The organism is Clostridium sp. AM33-3 (assembly GCF_003480315.1).
Lineage (GTDB): Bacteria > Bacillota > Clostridia > Lachnospirales > Lachnospiraceae > Brotaphodocola.
Genome location: NZ_QUIV01000008.1, coordinates 81082 through 102040, shown reverse-complemented (window position 1 = coordinate 102040; position 20959 = coordinate 81082). Strand labels below are relative to the sequence as shown.

Annotated in this window: 16 protein-coding genes; 13 read left to right on the top strand and 3 right to left on the bottom strand. The window is 49.1% G+C overall.

The genetic code is table 11. The features are described 5' to 3' along the window. Positions 1–2 precede the first annotated feature (2 nt). From rpoC to yajC, 7 genes are all read left to right on the top strand, one after another. Positions 3–3656, top strand: a complete 3654-nt coding sequence (gene rpoC, locus DW819_RS06730; protein WP_118732631.1) for a DNA-directed RNA polymerase subunit beta' — start codon at positions 3–5, stop codon at positions 3654–3656. Positions 3657–3827: 171 nt separating this feature from the next. Further along, positions 3828–5222, top strand: a complete 1395-nt coding sequence (locus DW819_RS06725; RefSeq protein ID WP_147353163.1) for a polysaccharide deacetylase family protein — start codon at positions 3828–3830, stop codon at positions 5220–5222. A 117-nt stretch (positions 5223–5339) separates the two neighbouring features. Then, positions 5340–5486, top strand: coding sequence for a six-cysteine ranthipeptide SCIFF (gene scfA, locus DW819_RS06720; protein WP_118531699.1), 147 nt, complete (start codon positions 5340–5342; stop codon positions 5484–5486). Between the two features lie 141 nt (positions 5487–5627). Further along, complete coding sequence (gene scfB, locus DW819_RS06715) at positions 5628–7028, top strand: thioether cross-link-forming SCIFF peptide maturase (protein ID WP_118732629.1); 1401 nt, start codon at positions 5628–5630, stop codon at positions 7026–7028. Between the two features lie 13 nt (positions 7029–7041). Next, on the top strand, positions 7042–9174 hold the full coding sequence (secD, locus tag DW819_RS06710; RefSeq protein WP_118732628.1) for a protein translocase subunit SecD: 2133 nt from the start codon (positions 7042–7044) through the stop codon (positions 9172–9174). A 2-nt stretch (positions 9175–9176) separates the two neighbouring features. Continuing rightward, positions 9177–10316 (top strand): tRNA guanosine(34) transglycosylase Tgt, encoded by a 1140-nt coding sequence (gene tgt, locus DW819_RS06705; protein WP_118732627.1) that lies wholly within the window; start codon positions 9177–9179, stop codon positions 10314–10316. Positions 10317–10397: 81 nt separating this feature from the next. Next, a complete protein-coding gene (yajC, locus tag DW819_RS06700) occupies positions 10398–10694 on the top strand; it encodes a preprotein translocase subunit YajC (RefSeq protein WP_118732626.1) in 297 nt (98 codons plus the stop codon). Between the two features lie 57 nt (positions 10695–10751). Here the strand turns inward: yajC and asnA are convergent, their stop codons facing one another. Then, complete coding sequence (gene asnA / locus DW819_RS06695) at positions 10752–11759, bottom strand: aspartate--ammonia ligase (RefSeq protein WP_118732625.1); 1008 nt, start codon at positions 11757–11759, stop codon at positions 10752–10754. Positions 11760–12469: 710 nt separating this feature from the next. Here asnA and DW819_RS06690 point away from each other — a divergent pair. Beyond that, the gene (locus tag DW819_RS06690; protein ID WP_118732624.1) at positions 12470–13897 is read left to right on the top strand and encodes a spore germination protein; all 1428 of its coding nucleotides are present in this window, start codon (positions 12470–12472) and stop codon (positions 13895–13897) included. 79 nt (positions 13898–13976) lie between these two features. On the opposite strand, the gene DW819_RS06685 is transcribed toward DW819_RS06690, so the two are convergent. Continuing rightward, the gene (locus DW819_RS06685) at positions 13977–15014 is read right to left on the bottom strand and encodes an asparaginase (RefSeq protein ID WP_118732623.1); all 1038 of its coding nucleotides are present in this window, start codon (positions 15012–15014) and stop codon (positions 13977–13979) included. 197 nt (positions 15015–15211) lie between these two features. Between DW819_RS06685 and DW819_RS06680 the strand changes: the two genes are divergently transcribed. Beyond that, complete coding sequence (locus DW819_RS06680; protein ID WP_118719503.1) at positions 15212–15391, top strand: DUF4250 domain-containing protein; 180 nt, start codon at positions 15212–15214, stop codon at positions 15389–15391. On the opposite strand, the gene DW819_RS06675 is transcribed toward DW819_RS06680, so the two are convergent. Further along, positions 15330–16322 carry a LysR family transcriptional regulator gene (locus DW819_RS06675; protein WP_118732622.1) on the bottom strand — a complete coding sequence of 331 codons (993 nt, stop codon included), beginning with the start codon at positions 16320–16322 and terminating at the stop codon, positions 15330–15332. The two genes, DW819_RS06680 and DW819_RS06675, sit on opposite strands and share 62 nt — an antisense overlap. A gap of 166 nt (positions 16323–16488) precedes the next feature. Here DW819_RS06675 and DW819_RS06670 point away from each other — a divergent pair, with 166 nt between their 5' ends. From DW819_RS06670 to DW819_RS06655, 4 genes are all read left to right on the top strand, one after another. Next, a complete protein-coding gene (locus tag DW819_RS06670; protein ID WP_182432580.1) occupies positions 16489–17580 on the top strand; it encodes a tripartite tricarboxylate transporter substrate binding protein in 1092 nt (363 codons plus the stop codon). Between the two features lie 94 nt (positions 17581–17674). Beyond that, a complete protein-coding gene (locus tag DW819_RS06665) occupies positions 17675–18121 on the top strand; it encodes a tripartite tricarboxylate transporter TctB family protein (RefSeq protein ID WP_118732620.1) in 447 nt (148 codons plus the stop codon). 11 nt (positions 18122–18132) lie between these two features. Then, positions 18133–19617: a tripartite tricarboxylate transporter permease gene (locus DW819_RS06660; RefSeq protein WP_243025661.1), complete on the top strand. Its 1485-nt coding sequence runs from the start codon at positions 18133–18135 to the stop codon at positions 19615–19617. 117 nt (positions 19618–19734) lie between these two features. Further along, a complete protein-coding gene (locus tag DW819_RS06655) occupies positions 19735–20922 on the top strand; it encodes an enolase C-terminal domain-like protein (RefSeq protein WP_118719494.1) in 1188 nt (395 codons plus the stop codon). Positions 20923–20959 lie beyond the last annotated feature (37 nt).

The window sequence follows — 20959 nt, the reverse complement described above, 5'->3', positions numbered from 1 at the left end:
TCATGCCTGAGACAAATGAAACTTATCAGCCATTGACATTTGATGCCATTAAGATTGGCCTGGCTTCCCCGGAGAAGATTCTGGAGTGGTCACACGGCGAGGTAAAAAAGCCGGAGACCATCAACTATCGTACTTTAAAACCGGAGCGCGACGGTCTGTTCTGTGAGCGCATCTTCGGACCGAGCAAGGACTGGGAATGTCATTGTGGTAAATATAAAAAAATCAGATACAAAGGCGTGATCTGCGACCGATGCGGCGTTGAGGTAACCAAGGCCAGCGTCCGCAGAGAGCGTATCGGCCACATTCAGCTGGCTGCTCCTGTATCTCATATCTGGTACTTTAAGGGTATCCCGAGCCGTATGGGTCTCATCCTGGATATTTCCCCGAGAGTACTGGAGAAGGTTCTGTACTTTGCGTCCTACATCGTTCTGGACGCAGGTCAGACCAGCCTGCAGTACAAGCAGGTACTCTCCGAGAAAGAGTACCGCGAAGAGGTGGAAAAGTGGGGCTACGGCAACTTCCGCGTAGGAATGGGTGCCGAGGCTGTGCTTGAGCTTCTTCAGAGCATCGATCTGGAGAAGGAGTCTGAAATGCTCAAACGCGAGCTGAAGGATTCCAGCGGCCAGAAGCGTGCAAGAATCATCAAGAGACTGGAAGTTGTAGAGGCATTCCGCAATTCCGGAAACAAGCCGGAGTGGATGATCATGACCGTGATCCCGGTCATCCCGCCGGATATCCGTCCGATGGTACAGCTGGACGGCGGCCGTTTCGCAACCTCCGACTTAAACGATTTATACAGAAGAATCATCAACCGTAACAACCGTCTTGCCCGCCTGCTTGAGCTTGGCGCTCCGGATATCATTGTCCGTAACGAAAAGCGTATGCTGCAGGAGGCAGTCGATGCCCTCATCGACAACGGACGCCGCGGCAGACCGGTCACCGGTCCTGGAAACCGTGCACTGAAATCCCTTTCTGATATGCTGAAAGGTAAGCAGGGACGTTTCCGTCAGAACCTGCTGGGTAAGCGAGTTGACTATTCCGGACGTTCCGTTATCGTCGTTGGACCGGAGCTGAAGATCTACCAGTGCGGTCTTCCGAAGGAGATGGCGATCGAGCTGTTCAAGCCGTTCGTTATGAAGGAGCTTGTTCAGAACGGAACCGCTCACAACATTAAGAGCGCAAAGAAGATGGTAGAGCGTCTGCAGTCCGAGGTGTGGGATGTACTCGAGGATGTCATCAAAGAGCATCCGGTTATGTTAAACCGTGCCCCTACCCTGCACAGACTGGGTATCCAGGCCTTCGAGCCGATCCTGGTAGAAGGTAAGGCGATCAAGCTGCATCCGCTGGTATGTACCGCGTTCAACGCAGACTTCGATGGAGACCAGATGGCAGTACATCTTCCGCTGACCCAGGAAGCACAGGCTGAGTGCCGTTTCCTGCTCCTGTCTCCGAACAACCTGTTAAAGCCGTCTGATGGTGGTCCGGTAGCCGTTCCTTCCCAGGATATGGTACTTGGTATCTACTATCTGACCCAGGAGCGCCCGGGCGCAACCGGCGAGGGCATGATCTTCAAGAGCGTAAACGAGGCAATTCTTGCATACGAGAACGCTGCTGTGACCCTGCATTCCCGCATCAAGGTAAGAATCACCAAGACCATGCCGGATGGCACCGAGATGACCGGAATTGTAGAATCCACACTTGGCCGTTTCATCTTCAACGAGATCATCCCGCAGGATCTGGGCTTCGTAGACAGAAGCATTCCGGGCAACGAGCTGCTTCTTGAGGTTGATTTCCACGTAGGAAAGAAACAGTTAAAGAAGATTCTGGAGAAGGTCATCAACGTACATGGCGCTACCCAGACTGCTGTTACCCTGGATGATATCAAGGCGATTGGTTACAAGTACTCCACCAGAGCAGCCATGACCGTATCCATCGCGGATATGACCGTGCCGGCATCCAAGCCGCAGCTCCTGGCAGATGCTCAGGCAACCGTTGACCGTATTGCAAAGAACTTCCGCCGTGGTCTTATCACTGAGGAAGAGCGTTATAAAGAGGTTATTGAAACCTGGAAGGTTACCGATGACCAGCTGACCAAAGACCTGTTAGGCGGTCTGGATAAGTACAACAACATCTTCATGATGGCAGACTCCGGTGCGCGAGGATCTGATAAGCAGATCAAGCAGCTGGCAGGTATGCGAGGACTTATGGCAGATACAACCGGTCACACCATCGAGCTTCCTATCAAATCCAACTTCCGTGAGGGTCTTGACGTACTGGAGTACTTCATTTCCGCTCATGGTGCACGAAAGGGTATGTCCGATACCGCGCTGCGTACCGCAGACTCCGGTTACCTTACCCGTCGTCTGGTAGATGTATCCCAGGATCTGATCGTACGTGAGGTTGACTGCTGCGAAGGCAAGGATATCCCGTACATGGAGATCAAGGCATTTACCGATGGCAAAGAGACCATCGAGAGCCTGGAGGAGCGTATCACCGGCCGTTACATTGCTGAGACCATCACCGATCCGGAGACCGGAGAAGTGGTTGTAAAGGCAAACCATATGTGTACTCCGAAGCGTGCGGCAGCCGTTATGAAGGCGCTGAACAAAATGGGCCGTGATTCTGTAAAGATCCGTACTGTCTTAAGCTGTAAGTCCCACATCGGTGTCTGTGCAAAATGTTATGGTGCCAACATGGCAACCGGCCAGCCGGTACAGGTTGGTGAGGCAGTCGGCATCATCGCAGCACAGTCTATCGGTGAGCCGGGTACCCAGCTGACCATGCGTACCTTCCATACCGGCGGTGTAGCAGGTGGAGATATCACACAGGGTCTTCCTCGAGTAGAGGAGCTGTTTGAGGCACGTAAGCCGAAGGGTCTTGCGATCATCTCTGAGTTTGGCGGTGTTGTAACCCTGAAAGATACCAAGAAGAAACGTGAGATCGTAGTTACTGATCCGGAAACCGGCAATTCCAAGACCTATCTGATCCCGTACGGTTCCAGAATCAAGGTTCAGGACGAGCAGGTGATCGAGGCCGGTGATGAGCTGACCGAAGGTAGCGTAAATCCGCACGACATCTTAAAGATCAAGGGTGTCCGCGCAGTACAGGATTACATGATCCAGGAGGTACAGCGTGTATACCGTCTGCAGGGTGTAGAAATCAACGATAAGCACGTTGAGATGATCGTTCGTCAGATGTTAAAGAAGATCCGCATTGAGGAGAGCGGCGACAGCGATGTGCTGCCGGGCGTTTCCATGGATGTTCTGGACTTCAATGAGATGAATGAGGCTCTGATCGCAGAGGGCAAGCAGCCGGCAGAGGGCAAGCAGGTTATGCTTGGTATTACCAAGGCATCCCTGGCTACCGATTCCTTCCTGTCTGCAGCATCCTTCCAGGAGACCACCAAGGTTCTGACCGAGGCGGCTATCAACGGCAAGGTTGACCATCTGATCGGTCTGAAGGAGAACGTTATCATTGGTAAGCTGATCCCGGCAGGTACCGGTATGAAGCGTTACCGTTCCGTAAAGCTCAACACAGATGTAGAGCCGCAGGATGAGGTCGCTCTGGAGGATGATGATGAGATCCTGCTTTCCGGCGATGAGGATATGGAGGATGAGGCTCCGGAAGTATTCGATATCGACGACAGCGAAGAGTAAAAAATAATATAGCCTGACCGTAATCTCAGTAGGTCCGGGCATGTAAGAAAACGACTTCCTATATTTTCATGCAGAAAATACCGGAGGTCGTTTTCATACATATCGTTTTATAGAAAGTATGGGAGATATATGAGTCAGATACGTGGGGGAGAGAATTCGAGCAGGAATTTTGTGAGAAATACAGGCGGAAACGCACCCTGGCAGCCTGGCGGAAGGCCGGGGCGACCGCTTTCGGAGCGGGAGATCCGGGAGATGCGGGCAAGAAAGGCCCGGAGAATGAAGCAGCTGCGCCGGAAACGGCGGATCGTGCTCCTGGGGCTCCTGGCAGTCTGCGTACTGACTGGTGTGCTGGTGGCTGCGGTTTCCGGACGTGTACGAAGCTGGAAGGCAGAGAGGGCAGCTGTACAGGCAGCGGCAATGCAGGAAAGCATGAGCGCCTCCGCGGCAGAGGCAGAAAGCCTGGCTGCAGCGGCGGCTGAGCAGTACCGGGACAATCTACCGGATATGGGAGCCATATATGGCATCGCGGTGAATGGAGTGGGCTGGAGCCATTTCTTTGCAGACAATTCCTACAGCATGGCACCGGCTAATTCTTACATAACAGCACTACGGGCGACACTGAACGGGCAGCCGGAGGGCATGAGCGGAACCATCCGCTACCGGGTAAACTTAAGCGGAACCGGATGGCTGGACTGGCAGGAGGATGGCAATGAGGCAGGAGATTCTGCCGGCAGTATGCCTCTTGAGGGCATTGCCATGGAACTGACCGGAGATCTGGCAACCTACTATGAAGTGCTTTACAGTGTACTGCAGGATTCCCAGTGGACAGAATGGGCTTCAGACGGTGCGGAGGCCGGAGCAGTTGGTGTGGGTCTTCGCGTGGATGGTGTGCGGGTTTCTGTGGTGAAGCGGACCGGAGGTGCGGTTTACGCCGGAAATATTGATCCGAACCGACCCATGGTGGCCCTGACCTATGATGATGGTCCCTCACCTACGGTCACGCCGCGGATCTTAAAGTGTCTGCAGGATAACGGAGGCCGGGCTACCTTTTTTATGGTGGGCAAACAGGTTATCAAGAGTCCGGATGTTTTAAAACAGATGGTGGCCCAGGGCTGTGAGGTGGCAAACCATACCTTTGACCATACGCTGATGACCAAGGTATCTCCGGCTGATCTGGCGAATCAGCTGGTGGCGACAAATCAGGTGGTTTCCGATGCCTGCGGCATCTCTCCGGTGCTGATGCGTCCCTGCGGCGGCGCAAAAACGGTGGAGGGCATGAATATCGCGGGCGCTATCTCCATGCCGGCGATTCTCTGGAGCATTGACACGCTGGACTGGAAAACCAGGGATGCCTCCCAGACGATCCAGACAGTGCTCGAGAAGGTAAAGGACGGAGATATCATTTTGATGCACGATTTGTATGATGCCACCGGGGATGCCAGCGAAACGATTATCCCGGAGCTGGTAAAGCGCGGGTTTCAGCTGGTGACGGTCAGCGAGCTGGCCTCCTACCGCGGCGGTATGATTCCGGGGAGAAGCTATTCGCAGTTCCGGCCTATCTCATAACTTTAACTTGCGGACGCTCCCTGTATATGGTATAATCAACGCGAAAATATGCAATTGCAGCCTTTGAGGGTCAGATAAGGGCGGCAGAGAGCAAGAATAATACAGGAGGCAGATATCATGAAACATGTAAAGACTTTAAACAATAAAACTCTGAAGGAGTCCATGAAGAAGGGCGGATGCGGCGAGTGCCAGACTTCCTGTCAGTCTGCATGCAAGACTTCCTGCACCGTTGGCAACCAGAGCTGCGAGAACGCAAACAGATAATTATAACAATAGTTTCTGTAAAACTGGAATAGTTACACGGTAAAAGATGGCAGAGGTGGATAAGGGTTTCGAAAAACCGGGACTTTTATCTGCGTCTGCCTATGTGTGTGTTAGGGACTTGATTTAAAAAGGAGAAATTGAGTGATTCATCAGTATAAAAATAACGGATATAATATTGTCATGGACATTGCCAGCGGCTCTGTCCATGTGGTAGACGATGTAGTTTACGATGCGGTTGCGCTGTTAGAGCCAGTCATCGGAGAGGTGATGTCCCCGGTGCAGATTCCGGAAACCGCAAGAAAGAATGCAGAGGCTGAGCTTTCCAAGACATACCCAGCTGAAGATGCAAAAGAGGCCCTGGACGAGGTTCAGGAGCTGATCAACGCAGAGGAGCTGTACACGAAGGATATTTACCAGACTTATGTGACAGATTTTAAAGCGAGAAAGACCGTTGTGAAGGCACTCTGCCTGCACATTGCCCATGATTGTAACCTGGGCTGCAAGTATTGCTTCGCAGAAGAGGGTGAGTATCACGGACGCCGTGCTCTCATGAGCTTTGAAGTAGGTAAAAAGGCACTGGATTTCCTGGTAGCCAATTCCGGCAACCGCCACAACCTTGAGGTTGACTTTTTCGGCGGCGAGCCGCTTATGAACTGGGAAGTGGTAAAGCAGCTGGTTGAGTACGGCCGTTCTCTGGAGGAGCCGAACAATAAGCGTTTCCGCTTTACCATCACCACCAACGGTGTGCTTTTAAACGATGAGATCATGGACTTCTGTAACCGTGAGATGAGCAATGTAGTCATGAGCCTGGACGGACGTAAGGAAGTCAACGACTACATGCGTCCTACCAGAAACGGTCACGGCAGCAGCTATGAGATTACTGTTCCGAAGTTCCAGAAGTTTGCGAAGAGCCGCGCAGGAAAGGATTACTATGTCCGCGGCACCTTTACCCGCAACAATCTGGATTTCTCTGAGGATGTGAAGCATTTCGCAGATCTTGGCTTTGACCAGATGTCCATCGAGCCGGTAGTCGGCGCGGAGGATGAGCCGTACGCGATCCGGAAGGAAGATCTTCCGAAGATCATGGAGGAGTATGACAAGCTGGCAGTTGAGTATATTAAGCGCAAAAAAGAGGGAAGAGGCTTCAATTTCTTCCATTTCATGATTGATTTAAATCAGGGACCGTGTGTGGCAAAACGTCTTTCCGGATGCGGATCAGGTACGGAGTACCTGGCAGTTACCCCGTGGGGCGATTTCTATCCATGCCATCAGTTTGTGGGTCAGGAAGATTTCCTGATGGGCAATGTAGATACCGGAATTACGAGAACGGATATCCGGGATGAGTTCAAGCTCTGCAACGTCTACGCAAAAGAAAAGTGCAGAGACTGCTTTGCAAGATTCTACTGCAGCGGCGGCTGTGCAGCCAATTCCTACAACTTCCACGGAACCATTACCGATGCTTATGAGATCGGATGCGAGATGCAGAAAAAGCGTATCGAGTGTGCGATCATGATTAAGGCGGCTCTTGCCGACGAAGAATAAAAGGAGAAATAAGATGAAGAACAGCAAAGTAAAAGGCTTACTGGGCCTGCTGGTCCTGCTGTTCGCAGTAGGACTGTTCGGATTCTTCGGCTATGATACCATGGATGATATCAAGCTGGGTCTTGACCTGGCCGGCGGTGTCAGCATCACGTATCAGGCAGTAGATGAGAATCCGACATCGGAAGAAATGTCCGATACCATTTACAAGCTGCAGCAGCGTGTACAGAACTACAGTACCGAGGCTGTTGTGTACCAGGAGGGAAGTGACCGGATCAACATTGATATTCCGGGTGTTTCCGATGCAAACGCAATTCTGGAAGAACTCGGCAAGCCGGGTTCCCTGATCTTTACCGATGAGACCGGTAAGACCATTTTAACCGGTGACCAGGTGGCTTCCGCAAAAGCGGGAATCATCGAGCAGAACGGTCAGAAATCCTATGTGGTAAGCCTGACCTTCACCGAGGAAGGAACCAAGGCATTTGCTGACGCAACTTCCGCAAACGTAGGCAAGCGCATTGCCATCATTTACGACAACCAGATTTACTCTAACCCGGTGGTCCGTGAAGCCATTACCGGAGGCCAGTGTCAGATCGATGGCATGACCGATTATACCGAGGCTGAGAACCTGGCGGCAACCATCCGTATCGGTTCCCTCTCCCTGGAGCTGCAGGAGCTGCGCTCCAACGTAGTCGGAGCACAGCTTGGTCAGCAGGCCATCTCCACCAGCTTAAAGGCAGGTGCCATCGGCTTTGCGATTGTTGCTGTATTCATGATGGTGGTTTATCTTATCCCGGGTGTGGCTGCTGTCATTGCTCTGGCTCTGTATGTTGGCCTGGTACTCATCATGCTGACTGCATTTGATATCACTCTGACACTTCCGGGTGTGGCCGGTATCATCCTTTCTGTTGGTATGGCGGTGGATGCGAACGTTATCATCTTCACCCGTATCAAGGAGGAAATCGGTCTCGGACACAGTGTAAAATCCGCGATCAAGGCTGGTTTCTCTAAGGCACTGTCTGCGATCCTGGATGGAAACATCACCACCCTGATCGCTGCTGCAGTCCTGTACTTCCGTGGATCAGGTACCGTTAAGGGCTTTGCAAGTACTCTGGCGATTGGTATCGTGCTTTCCATGTTTACCGCTCTGTTCATCACCAAGGGCGCGCTGTATGCCCTGTATGCGGTAGGCTTTGAGGCTCCGAAGTTCTATGGAACCAAGAAGGACGGAAAGATCATCAATTTCCTCGGAAAGAAGAATATCTGCTTCATCCTTTCCATTGCTGTTATCGTTGCAGGATGGGCAGGCATGGCTCTGCACAAGGGCCAGACCGGCTACATCTTAAACTACGGCATGGATTTCACCGGCGGTACCTCCACCAACGTAACCTTCAATGAGGATATGAGCCTGGATGATATTTCTGCAAAGGTTGTTCCGGTTGTCTCCAAGATTACCGGTGACGCAGACGTTCAGACCCAGAAGGTTGCCGGTACCAACGAGGTTATCATCAAGACCAAGACTCTGGACGTAGAGCAGAGACAGCAGTTAGAGGATGCCATGGTTGAGAATTTCGGCGTTGACGCTGAGAAGATTACTGCAGAGAGCATTTCCGGCGCAGTGAGCACTGAGATGAAGAAGGATGCCGTATGGGCTGTGACCATTGCAACAGTCCTGATGCTGCTGTATATCTGGTTCCGCTTTAAGGATATCCGCTTTGCAGCCAGCGCAATCCTGGCTCTGGTACACGATGTCATGGTTGTTGTTACCTTCTATTCCCTGGCAAAGTGGTCGGTCGGCTCCACCTTCATTGCATGTATGCTGACCATTGTAGGTTACTCCATCAATGCGACGATCGTTATCTTCGACCGTATCCGAGAGAACCTGGCACTGAAGAAGGCAGGCAGTAAGCAGACACTTGAAGAGATCGTAAACTTAAGTATCACCCAGACCTTTACCAGAAGCATCAATACTTCTCTGACTACCTTCATCATGGTATTTGTTCTGTTTCTTCTGGGCGTATCCTCCATCCGTGAGTTCGCCCTGCCGCTTATGGTTGGTATCGTCTGCGGAACCTATTCTTCCGTATGCGTGACCGGTGCTCTCTGGTATGTCCTGACTACCAGAAAACAGAAAAAGGCTGAGAAATAATTATGAGATATAAACTGATCACAACGGACGGACGGGCCAAGCGCGCTGAGGTTGAGACCGTGCATGGCACCATCCAGACTCCGGTTTTCATGAATGTAGGAACGGTGGCCGCCATCAAGGGTGCGGTTTCCACCGATGACCTGCGCCAGATCGGCACGCAGGTGGAGCTGTCTAACACCTACCACCTGCATGTGCGGACTGGTGACAAGCTGATCAAGCAGTTTGGCGGACTTCATAAGTTCATGAACTGGGATAAGCCGATCTTAACCGATTCCGGCGGCTTTCAGGTATTTTCCCTTTCCGGTCTTCGCAAGATCAAGGAAGAGGGTGTAACCTTCCGTTCCCATATTGACGGACACAAGATTTTTATGGGACCGGAGGAGAGCATGCAGATCCAGTCCAATCTGGCATCTACCATTGCGATGGCCTTCGACGAGTGTCCGCCGAGCCATGCAGAGTTTTCTTATATCCAGAACTCTGTTGACCGCACGACCCGCTGGCTGGAGCGCTGCAAAAAAGAGATGGCACGCTTAAATTCTCTGCCGGATACCATCAACAAAGAGCAGCTTCTGTTCGGTATCAACCAGGGCGGTGTTGTGGATTCCATCCGGATCCAGCATGCCAGGACCATTGCGGACATGGATCTGGACGGCTATGCGGTAGGCGGCCTCGCCGTAGGTGAGACCCATGAGGAGATGTATCACATTCTCGATGTGACGGTTCCGCATCTTCCGCAGAACAAGCCGACCTACCTGATGGGCGTTGGAACTCCGGCAAACATCCTGGAGGCGGTAGACCGAGGCGTAGATTTCTTTGACTGTGTTTACCCGTCCCGCAACGGACGTCACAGCCATGTCTACACAAATCATGGCAAGCTCAATCTGTTGAACCAGAAGTATGAGCTTGACCCGCGTCCGATCGAGGAAGGCTGCCAGTGCCCGGCGTGCCGTTCCTATTCCAGGGCATACATCCGCCACCTGTTTAAGGCAAAGGAAATGCTGGGAATGCGTTTGTGCGTCTTGCATAATCTGTATTTTTATAATAAAATGATGGAAGAGATCCGCGACGCGATCGAACAGCACCGGTACGCTGAGTACAAGGCTCAGAAGCTTGCCGGTATGGAGGAAGGCCCGCAGGAATAGTTATTCACATTTCGGGGTTTTAAACAAAAACGAATAAGGCTGGCCAGAGCGAGGCGCAGGCGCAGCCGCAAGGAGGACAACATGTTATTAGCAACTTCTACCATGAACCCAACCGTTATGATTGTGTTATATGTGGTAATCTTCGGAGGTATCTTCTACTTCATGGGATATCGTCCGCAGAAGAAAGAGAAAAAGAGAGTAGACGAGATGATGGCAGGTCTTGCTATCGGTGACAGTATACTGACCAGCAGTGGTTTCTACGGCGTAATCATCGATATGACCGATGATACCGTGATCGTAGAGTTCGGCAGCAACAAAAACTGCCGCATCCCGATGCAGAAGGCAGCAATCGTACAGGTTGAGAAGCCGGAGGCATAAAATAAATGAAAAATGAACCGGGAAAGCGCATGTGCGCTGCCCCGGTTCATTTTTTGGTTACAGCAGAACAATCTTGTGTTCTTTACAGATTTTTCTCATATCCTCCGGCCACAGGCTTGCCTGTACCTCGCCGACATGGGCGCGGTCTAACAGCAGCATGCAGAGACGGGACTGTCCGATACCGCCGCCGATGGTGTACGGAAGCTCTCCGTTAAGCAGCATCTTATGGTACGGAAGGTTCTTTCTATCCTCGCAGCCGGCCTTCTTTAACTGCTCTTCTAAGGATTTTTCGTCTACACGGATACCCATACTGGAGATTTCCAGAGCGCAGTTGAGCCGCTCGTACCAGAACAGGATATCGCCGTTTAACTGCCAGTCATCGTAGTCAGGCGCACGGCCGTCGTGCGGCTCACCGGTGGTGAGCTTATCACCGATCTTCATAAGGAATACGCAACCGTGTTCTTTGGTGATAAGGTTTTCGCGCTCCTTCGGAGTCTTATCCGGGTAGCGGTCTGCCAGTTCCTGGGAGGTGATGAAGGTGATGTGCTCCGGCAGATGCTTGACTGCCTGCGGATATTTGTACCATACCTCATGCTCCATATGCTTGATAATCTTGAAGATGGTCTGGACGGTGGACTCCAGTGTCTCAATGGTGCGGTCTTCTTTTGTGATAACCTTCTCCCAGTCCCACTGGTCTACATAGCAGGAGTGGAGATTGTCTAATTCCTCGTCGCGGCGGATCGCGTTCATGTTGGTGTAAAGGCCCTCACCCGGCTCAAAGCCGTATTCCTTAAGCGCCATACGTTTCCATTTTGCCAGGGAATGTACGACCTCAACGGTCTCTCCCGGGATTGCGGCGATGTCGAACTGGACCGGACGCTCTACGCCGTTTAAGTTATCGTTCAGACCGCTGGACCGGGTGACAAACAGCGGTGCGGAGATACGCTCTAAGTGCATCTCTTTGCCAAATTCCTTCTGGAATGTATCACGGATGTATTTGATTGCTTCCTGAGTCTCCCGAACCGTGAGGTGGGGATCATAGTTTGCTGGAATGATCAGTGCCATGGTTGTTTCCTCCCTGTATTGCGTTAGGTTTCATAAAAAAGGAGCTTTGCCTGAGCAAAACTCCGCATGATACTTAATGGTAGCATTTTTGGGATGAAATCACAAGTGTTTTCTATAGAAATGGATAACTATTCATAACTATGGATAACTTTTATAGTAATGGATAACTATTCATAACTATGGATGACTTCTGTAAGTATAGTAACATTTCGGAGATTTTATGTCAAGGAAGGAACGAAAAGCAGAATAAAAGCGCAAAAAAATAGGAGCCGCTTTTCCCCCACAGAAAGCAGCTCCTGGTCACGATCAAAAACCGTTACACAATACAGTCTTCGCTTGGTATCCCCATACCAGTTAAGAAAATAAAAGGCGCCGGAGTGATGGCGCGCATGTCTTTCTTACAAAACACACTATAGCATCAATTCCGGGAAGCGTCAAGGAATATTGTGCAATTTTAAGAAGATTGTGCATTTCGGATAGGAAAAACTGCTCAAATTGTATACACACGTCCGCCATACAGAGACGTTCGTTTGCATTATAGAGAAAGACAAAAAATGTGACAGAAAAACTTTTTTTCATATCAAAAAACAGATAGTTATTTGTGCAACTTTCATGAGAACATACGGTGCATAAGTGAGGGGAATTCTCACATACTAAGTGGAAGCATGAGCTGTAAACGGCAAAAAGACGTGGAAAGGAGCGAACATAGCGTGCAGTTTTCGAAAAATCTGGAAGCTAATCTGGAACATCTGAAGCAAACACTGAGTCTGGAAAAGAATTTTGATGTGGTTTATCGTGTTGTTTCCATAGGTGGAAAAAAAGGCTGCCTGTTGTTTGTGGACGGGCTGACGAAGGATGAAGTCCTCTTAAAGATTTTGCAGGCCTGGTGGAGCATTAAGCCGGAGGACCTTCCGGCGGATGCCCACGGGTTTTCTGGAAAATATATGCCTTACGGGGAGGTGGGGCTGATCGCGAATGAGGAGGATATGATCGTACAGCTGTTAAGTGGCATTACGGCGGTGCTCATTGACGGCTATGACAAATGTATGATGATAGACTGCCGCACCTACCCGGCCCGCGGCGTGGGAGAGCCGGAGAAGGATAAGGTGCTGCGTGGTTCCAGGGACGGCTTTGTGGAGACTCTGATTTTTAACACGGCACTGATCCGCCGCCGGATTCGGGATCCGAAGCTGATCATGGAAATTTTAAGCGCAGGCAACAGCTCCCACACGGACATTGCGGTTTGTTATATGGAAGGACGGGTAGATGAGGAGCTCTTAAAAAATATCCGAAGCCGGATCCAGAATCTGCGGGTAGACGCGTTGACCATGAACCAGGAGAGTCTGGCAGAGGGAATCTTCCCTCATAAATGGTACAACCCGTTCCCAAAATTTAAGTTTTCGGAGCGTCCGGATACGGCGGCAGCCTGTATTCTGGAGGGAAATATCGTGATCCTGGTGGATAATTCTCCGGCGGCCATGGTGCTGCCTTCCTCCGTGTTTGACATCATTGAGGAGGCAGATGATTATTATTTCCCACCGGTGACCGGAACCTATCTACGTTTATCCCGCATGATGACAGGCGTTCTCTGTCTGCTTCTTACACCGACGTGGCTTCTTGGCATGATGCACGCGGATGCGCTGCCACAGTGGCTGGCGTTTACGAAGCTTTCGGATATGACCTATGTGCCGCTGATCTTTCAGCTTCTGATCCTGGAATTTGCCATTGACGGCCTGCGTCTGGCAGCCATCAACACTCCGAGTATGCTGACCACACCTTTAAGCGTGATTGCCGGTATTGTTCTGGGAGAGTACTCGGTAAAATCTGGATGGTTTAACTCGGAAACCATGCTGTACATGGCCTTTGTGACCATTGCAAACTACAGCCAGTCAAGCTTTGAACTTGGCTATGCGCTTAAGTTCATGCGTGTCATTTTGCTGCTGCTCACGGCGGTGTTTGATGTGTGGGGGTATATCACGGGATTTGTGATCGCAGTCTGCGCGATTGTGTTCAATAAGACAATTGCCGGCAAGAGCTATATTTACCCGATCATTCCTTTCAGCTGGAAGGAACTCAAAAAGCGGTTCTTCCGCGGCCGGCTCCCGGTGATACCGGAGAGCCAGAATGTGAAGCGGTGATAATCACAAAACCTGTTGGTCCTGAAACCTGCTGCTGAGCTTCCAGTACCAGCCGGTTTGGCATTATGTGGAAAGGCAGTCAGGCCTTCCACTTTGTTGTATACAGGATATCCCGGTTGATGGTGCTGTAAAGCATCTCCCTTACGGTGTCCGGGCTGTGGGTCTGTCCCAGGATCCACATGAGCTTTGTGACGGTAGCCTCCAGGGTCATATCGTATGCTTCCAGGAGCCCGAATTCTTTCTTGATGGTTTTGCCGATCTCGTAGACAGACATGTTGCTGCCTTCGTTGGTGACCTGGGTGGTCATGATGACAAACTTGCCGGCATTGATCCAGCGTTCAATAGCCCGGTGGAAGCTGTCATCCTCGTAGGAAGGGATGCCGCCTACGCCGAAGGACTCAATAATGACTGCATCATAGTGCTTAAACAGGTAATCCAGGATGCCGCCGTTCATGGACGGAATCAGCTTTAACAGAGTCACCTTGCTGTCCAGCTTGTGGTAGAAGGTTACATCCTTGCTTACCTGATCCTTGTCATCCAGATAGAAGATGATGTGGCTGTCCTGGATGGTCGCGATATAGGGGAAGTTGATGCTGGAGAACGCGTTGTAGCTCTTGGTGCGTTCCTTTTTGCCGCGGGTTCCGGCAATGACCTTGCCGTCAAACACAATATTGACACCGTGCGCCTTATCGCAGCTTGCAAAGAGAAAGCTGTCGGACAGGTTGGTCTTTGCATCGGTGATCTCCAGGTCGATGGGCTTTTGCGCACCGGTGATCACGATGGGCTTCGGGGAATTCTGGATCAGGTAGGAAAGCGCGGACGCGGTGTAGGCCAGAGTGTCGGTGCCGTGGCAGATCACAAAGCCATCGTACTGATCGTAGAAGCGCTCAATGGTGGAAGAGATCAGCAACCAGTGCTTTGGCTGGATATTGGTGCTGTCGATGTTGATGACCTGCGTGGCAGTCACTTCGCAGAATTCCTTTACATGCGGCACGAAGCCCAGCAGCTCTTCGGAGGTCATAAGCGGCTTTAAGCCGTCGGCACTGCGCTTTGAAGCAATGGTGCCGCCGGTGGCGATCATCAGGATACGTTTGAGATTCTTTTTTGGGGTTTTCATAGTGGGGTCTTGGGCCTCCTGTCACAAAAAACTTGTGAGTTTTTCAAATTCGTTCTATTATTATGTTGCAGCACATGCGTTGTACAAAATGCAATGCATGTGTGCGGAATTATATGGAATTTTCCATTCGGCAAATTCTCATCTGCAAGCAGTAACGTTATTATAACATTTTGCAAAAAGAAAGGAAATAAAAAATTATGGCAGCAATTCCAAAAGATCCGGTTATGCTGATGAGCTTTTTAAACACCCAATTGCGGGACAATTATGACAGCTTGGACGAACTGTGCGCGGTTTATGATCTGGACAAAGCAGAGATCAGCAGGAAACTGGATGCAATTGATTATCATTATGATTCGACACGGAATCAGTTTGTGTAATTGTATCAAGATGTTCCTGCAATTTACCACGCATGTAATCTGTACACAGAGCTATGAAATACTTTTCCGGCCGGGTGAAGTAGCAGCCTTTTAAGAAAGCAACGCTGCGTGACCAGCGCTGGTTTGGATTCACGGTAAAATAAGCGATCGGTGCAGCAGGATCTACATAGGATTGTGGGAAAAAGGCAGGGGCAATCTGTTCTTTTAACATGTTGATCACGGTATGGGTGCTCACAGACTCAAATAGAACTTTTGGGTGGAAACCGGCATGGGTAAAGGCCTGGTCGATCATGTCGCGCATGCGGGTTTCTTTACTTAAAAGGATAAAGCTATCATTCTTGAGCAATGTCAGGTCAAGCCGTGGAAGGGTTTCATGGCTGTTTTTCCCTGCCAGATGAGCCAGTGGATGGGTGATGGGAAGACCAAGAATCATGTATTCGGTATCCATGTCGAGGTAATCCAGATCGGGATGTCTTATCCCTTCTGCATAGGTAATAAAGGCAAAATGCACTTCGTTTTTCAAAACTAATTGTTCCATCTTTTTTACACGCTCTTCATAAATATGAAATGTGATATTTGGATATTTTCGGTGAAAAATGGGATAAACTTTGGAAAACATGGAAGCACCAGTTTCTGGTGTATATGCTACAGTGATTTCACCAAGATTTTCTTCGGAAATATCGGAAATGATTTTATAGGTTTCTTTTTTCATATCGACCATCTTATGAGCTGTCGTGAGGTAAATGCGCCCGGCAAAGGTCGGGATCATGCTGTGCTTGCGGCGCTCAAAGAGTGGCGTCCCAAGCTCCTTTTCCAGCTTTAAAAGCTGCTGGTTCAGTGCCGACTGGGTCAGGAACAGCTTTTCCGCAGCCCGGGAAATGCTCTGTTCCTGCTCGATGGCAATCATATTTTCAATCTGTTTTAAATCCATAAAAACCTCCTTTAAATAGGACTCTTAATCAAATTAAGAAAAAGCATAAAAACTGATAAGTTGAATTAAGGTAACAAAGAAAGTATAATCAAAACATCCAAAAAAAACAAGCATATCGATAAAAATGTGTGGATTTTTTGAAACAAGTGAGAAGGAGAAAAGGGTTATGAGAAAACAGTTATTAAGCGTAATGCTGGCAGGCGCAATGGCAATGGCACTGGCTGGTTGTGGAAGCAAACAGGCTGCACCGGCAGAAACTACTGCTGCAGCTGCAGAAACTCAGGCAGAGTCTAAAGAGGAAACTCAGGCAGAGTCCAAAGAAGAGGCAAAGGCTGAGGGCACTTCTACCGTAGCGGGAGATGCTTCCAAGAGCACTTGGCCGAACGGTACTGTACAGCTTTATGTACCGGCATCTGCAGGTGGTGGTACCGATATGATCGCAAGATTGTTCGCTAAGGGAATGAGCGATGCAACTGGTGCAAACTTCGTAGTTATCAACGATGCAACCGGCGGTGGTACCGTTGCACTGGAAACTGTAAGAAATGCAAAACCGGATGGTTTAAACCTGTATCTGGGTCATACCGGTCAGTGCGGTATGATGGCTACCGGTCAGTACGATCATACATATGAAGATTTCCAGATGCTTGGTACAATCACTGTTCCAGGTGCTGAGACCAACTGTATCGTTGTAAATAAGAATGTAGAAGCAAATACGCTTCAGGAACTGATTGACGCTGCGAAAGCAGAGCCAGGAAAATATCTGACTGGTGTACAGGCAAACGGAAACCGTCACTTCATGCAGATGTTATTCCAGCAGGCAACTGGTACCGAGTTCACCATTGTTGACTGTGGTGGTAACGCAGACACCATTACCAACCTGGTTGGCGGTATGGTAGATATGGCAATCCTTCCGATCGTAAATGCAAAACAGTATGTTGAGGCTGGCGATATGAAGCCACTGGCAATTACTGGTGATCAGAAGTCTGAGGCTATGCCAGATGTTCCGACTTTAAAAGAGCTTGGTATTGATAGCTGCGAGCTGTCCAGCATTTCTTTACTGTGTGGACCTCAGGGAATGTCTGCAGACGATGTTGCTAAGATCAGTGAGGCCATGAAGACTGTTCTGGAAAATCAGGACATCATCGACCAGTATCATCAGATGCAGATGGAAGCTGGCTACAATACCCCGGATGATGCAGCATCTATTGTTGCTGACATGCAGGCTAAATACGGTGAAGCAGCAGCTTTAATGAAATAAGAATTAAGAATTTAACCAGTGTAACATGCAGGAGCCCCAAGAGGTCTGAGTCGCTTGGGGCTCTTTTTCGAAATGGATTTCAAAGGAGTATATTATGACAAGAGATCGTGTTACAGGTCTGATTGCAGTTGTTTTGGGTGTTTTGATTGCCTTCATGACATCTCAGCTTCCAGCATCTACCATGGCTGGAGATATTGGTCCGCAGGCGTTTCCATATATCTCAGCTGGTATTATGATTATTTGCGGAATTGGTCTTCTGATAAACGGAAAGAAGCCATCTCCGGTATTTTACACCAGACCACAGTTTGGCAGATTATGTCTGATTTCTGCTGTAATGCTTGGCTTCATTGTTGCAATGCAGTTTTTAGGCTATGTGATCGCATGTTTTGCAGCACTTCTGGTTCTGTGCTCCATGTTTAGCCAGGGCAAGGGCATCGCAGTTTGGAAACGCATTGTATTTGCAGCAGCCATGACCGCAGTGATGTATCTGATGTTTGTAAAAGTATTCAGCATTCCGCTTCCGAGCGGCGTACTGTTCTAAGGAGGATAAAGATGGCTGATTTTGTGAGCGCAATGGGGATTCTGCTTACCCCTTATTGTCTTATTATGATGGTGATCGGTGGATTCATCGGTCTGATCCTGGGTGCGATCCCGGGTCTGTCTGGAGCAATGGCAATTACCATTATCCTTCCACTTACCTTTGCGATGGATTCTAACGTAGCAATTGCAATGCTGATTGCAATCTGGGTAGGAAGCTGCTCAGGTGGTTTCATTGGTTCTATCCTTCTTGGTATTCCGGGAACCCCGAGTTCTCTGTCTACCTGTTATGATGGATATGCCATGACAAAGAAAGGCGAAGTTACCAGAGCATTATCTGCTGGTACCGTTGCAAACTTCATGGGTACTGTTCCGTCCATCCTGATCGCAATGATCGCATGCCCGGTTATTTCCAAATTTGCAGTTAAGATGGGACCGTGGGAGTATTTTGCACTTGGTCTGATGGCAATCACCCTGGTGGCCAGTATGTCCAAAGGGCGTATGCTGAAAGGTTTTATCGGTGCAGCAATTGGCCTGTTCATTACCCAGATTGGTTATGCTCCGATTTCTTCTACTCCACGATTTACGTTTAATTCCTATTATCTGTCTGGCGGATTCAACATGGTATGCGTTCTGACTGGTCTTTTTGCAGGTGCTATGATCTTAAGCGACTATGCAAAAGGAGAGACTGGTGCAGCAGGTACTTTCAAAGGAAAAATTGGTAAATTCACCCTTCCGCTGGTTGACCTTACCAGAAACATTGGCAATATCATCCGTTCTTTCCTGGTAGGACTTGGTATTGGATTCCTTCCTGGTATGGGTGCAGCACTTTCAAACGTAGTTGCTTATACCATGGCAAAGAATTCTTCCAAACATCCTGAGGAATTTGGTGAAGGTTGTGTAGATGGTGTCATTGCTCCTGAGGTAGCAAACAATGCTTCTGTCGGTGGTGCTATCATCCCGATGATTGCACTTGGTATTCCTGGAGATGGAACCACGGCACTTTTGTTAGGTGGTCTGACCATTCATGGTATTGAGGCTGGTCCTCTGATGCAGAGAAACTACCCGGTATTCGTTTTCATGATTTTCCTGGCAGCAGTATTTGCAGCAGTGATTGCGCTGGTTGTTGAGATCTTTGGTATCAAAGCATTCCCGCTTCTTCTGAAAGCACCGTATCACTATCTGTACCCGGCAATCCTGATCCTGGCATTTACAGGTGTTTACACCAATGCAAACAATATTTTTGCAGTTTATATGGCATTGATGTTTACTGGTATCGGTATCTGGATGGCTTATGCAGGAATTCCATCTACTCCGTTTATTCTTGCGTATGTACTTGGATCTACCCTGGAGACAAACTTCCGTAAGGCAGTCAGCTTCTCCAGAGGTGACATGCTGATGTTCTTCAAGAGACCGGCATCCTGCATTTTACTTTTGATCGCAATCTTTTCTGTCCTCTGGCCGTACATCGCACCAAAGCTTAAGAAAAAAGAAAAGTAATCGATTATAATAGTTTTTATCTGGCTCAGAATAGAGAATACATCAGATCTTATCTGAAAAAACTCGTTCTGAGCCATACTTAAATAACGGCCAGTAAGACTGTATTGACCAGGAGGAATGGAAAAGATGATATATTCGATCAACGGTGAAGTAGATCAGCACATTTGCATGAAAATCAATGAGGACTTTGCTTTCCCGGAAAAAATTAAGCTTACCAGGGCTGTTTTATATACCTTTCAGCCGAAACCACGCAAGCAGGTATGGAAGGATGGAACTGGTAAAGTTCAGAAAACCTGGACATTTACTCCGTGGCTGAGAGTATACGATGAGGATGGAGACTGCGGTGAGGGGCCAGTGACGCCGGCTGTATGGCAGACCATTCTTCCGCTTATGCTGAAAGATCCGATGCCGAGAACCAATCTGGAGTGGAGAAAAATCTTCTACTGGATGGAACGTGCTAATTATAATTTTAGTGTTCCAATGTTTCAGATGGAAGTGATCCTGTTTGATCTGATTTCCAGAAAACGTGGCATTCCGATGTATCAGCTGCTTGGAGCTGAAAAAAATTACGCAGACATTTACAAAGGCGGCGGTTCTGTATTAAGAACAGATGAGGAACTGGTAGAAGAAATTCTGGCAATCAAGGAAGAGGGATTTGATACAACAAAGATTAAAATCTCTCTTGGCGATATGAAAAATGATCTTCGCCGCATCGAGAAAATCCGTCTGGCAGTAGGTCCGGATATGAAACTGGCAGTAGATTCCAATCAGGCATATGACGCCCAGACAGCTATGAAGTTTATCCGGGAAGCATACCAGTATGATATTGCATGGTATGAAGAGCCTATCGTACATACAGAGAGCGAAGAAATTGCAAAATTTATCCGTATGATGAAGGAAGAAGACCGCTATGTTCCGGTTGATTACGGTGAATCTGCACGTTATGCTCTGGAGTATAAGGCGTATATGGATGCAGGCGTGGAATATATTACTGTTATGCCATCCATCTACACAATGGGTGAGTTTTTGAAGATTACGGATATGGTCCGCAGCAGAGGCTGCCATGTATGTTCCGGTCAGAATGATCATCCGGGTGCACTGATGGGTGTCATGTTAAAAGATGGAGAAAAGGTGGAGTTCCATAAACCGAATACGGAATATATGGAGCAGTATTACCGCTTAAAGCCAACCCGCAAGGGAACCAGATTATATCTTCCGGATGAGCCTGGACTTCCAGTTCAGATAAATTTTGAAAAACTGGAAAAAGATGGATGTGTATCAAATATTCAGTATTTCTACAGATAAAAAAGTGATATACTGAATGAAGTTGTAAAGAAAAGTT

Bases quoted from the DNA above. Each gene is read 5' to 3' on its own strand.
- DW819_RS06670 (WP_182432580.1), top strand. From the start codon at position 16,489: ATGAGAAAACAGTTATTAAGCGTAATGCTGGCAGGCGCAATGGCAATG.
- yajC (WP_118732626.1), top strand. From the start codon at position 10,398: ATGTTATTAGCAACTTCTACCATGAACCCAACCGTTATGATTGTGTTA.
- DW819_RS06680 (WP_118719503.1), top strand. From the start codon at position 15,212: ATGGCAGCAATTCCAAAAGATCCGGTTATGCTGATGAGCTTTTTAAAC.
- scfA (WP_118531699.1), top strand. From the start codon at position 5,340: ATGAAACATGTAAAGACTTTAAACAATAAAACTCTGAAGGAGTCCATG.
- rpoC (WP_118732631.1), top strand. From the start codon at position 3: ATGCCTGAGACAAATGAAACTTATCAGCCATTGACATTTGATGCCATT.
- secD (WP_118732628.1), top strand. From the start codon at position 7,042: ATGAAGAACAGCAAAGTAAAAGGCTTACTGGGCCTGCTGGTCCTGCTG.
- DW819_RS06675 (WP_118732622.1), bottom strand. From the start codon at position 16,322: ATGGATTTAAAACAGATTGAAAATATGATTGCCATCGAGCAGGAACAG.
- asnA (WP_118732625.1), bottom strand. From the start codon at position 11,759: ATGGCACTGATCATTCCAGCAAACTATGATCCCCACCTCACGGTTCGG.
- DW819_RS06685 (WP_118732623.1), bottom strand. From the start codon at position 15,014: ATGAAAACCCCAAAAAAGAATCTCAAACGTATCCTGATGATCGCCACC.
- DW819_RS06665 (WP_118732620.1), top strand. From the start codon at position 17,675: ATGACAAGAGATCGTGTTACAGGTCTGATTGCAGTTGTTTTGGGTGTT.
- tgt (WP_118732627.1), top strand. From the start codon at position 9,177: ATGAGATATAAACTGATCACAACGGACGGACGGGCCAAGCGCGCTGAG.
- DW819_RS06655 (WP_118719494.1), top strand. From the start codon at position 19,735: ATGGAAAAGATGATATATTCGATCAACGGTGAAGTAGATCAGCACATT.
- DW819_RS06660 (WP_243025661.1), top strand. From the start codon at position 18,133: ATGGCTGATTTTGTGAGCGCAATGGGGATTCTGCTTACCCCTTATTGT.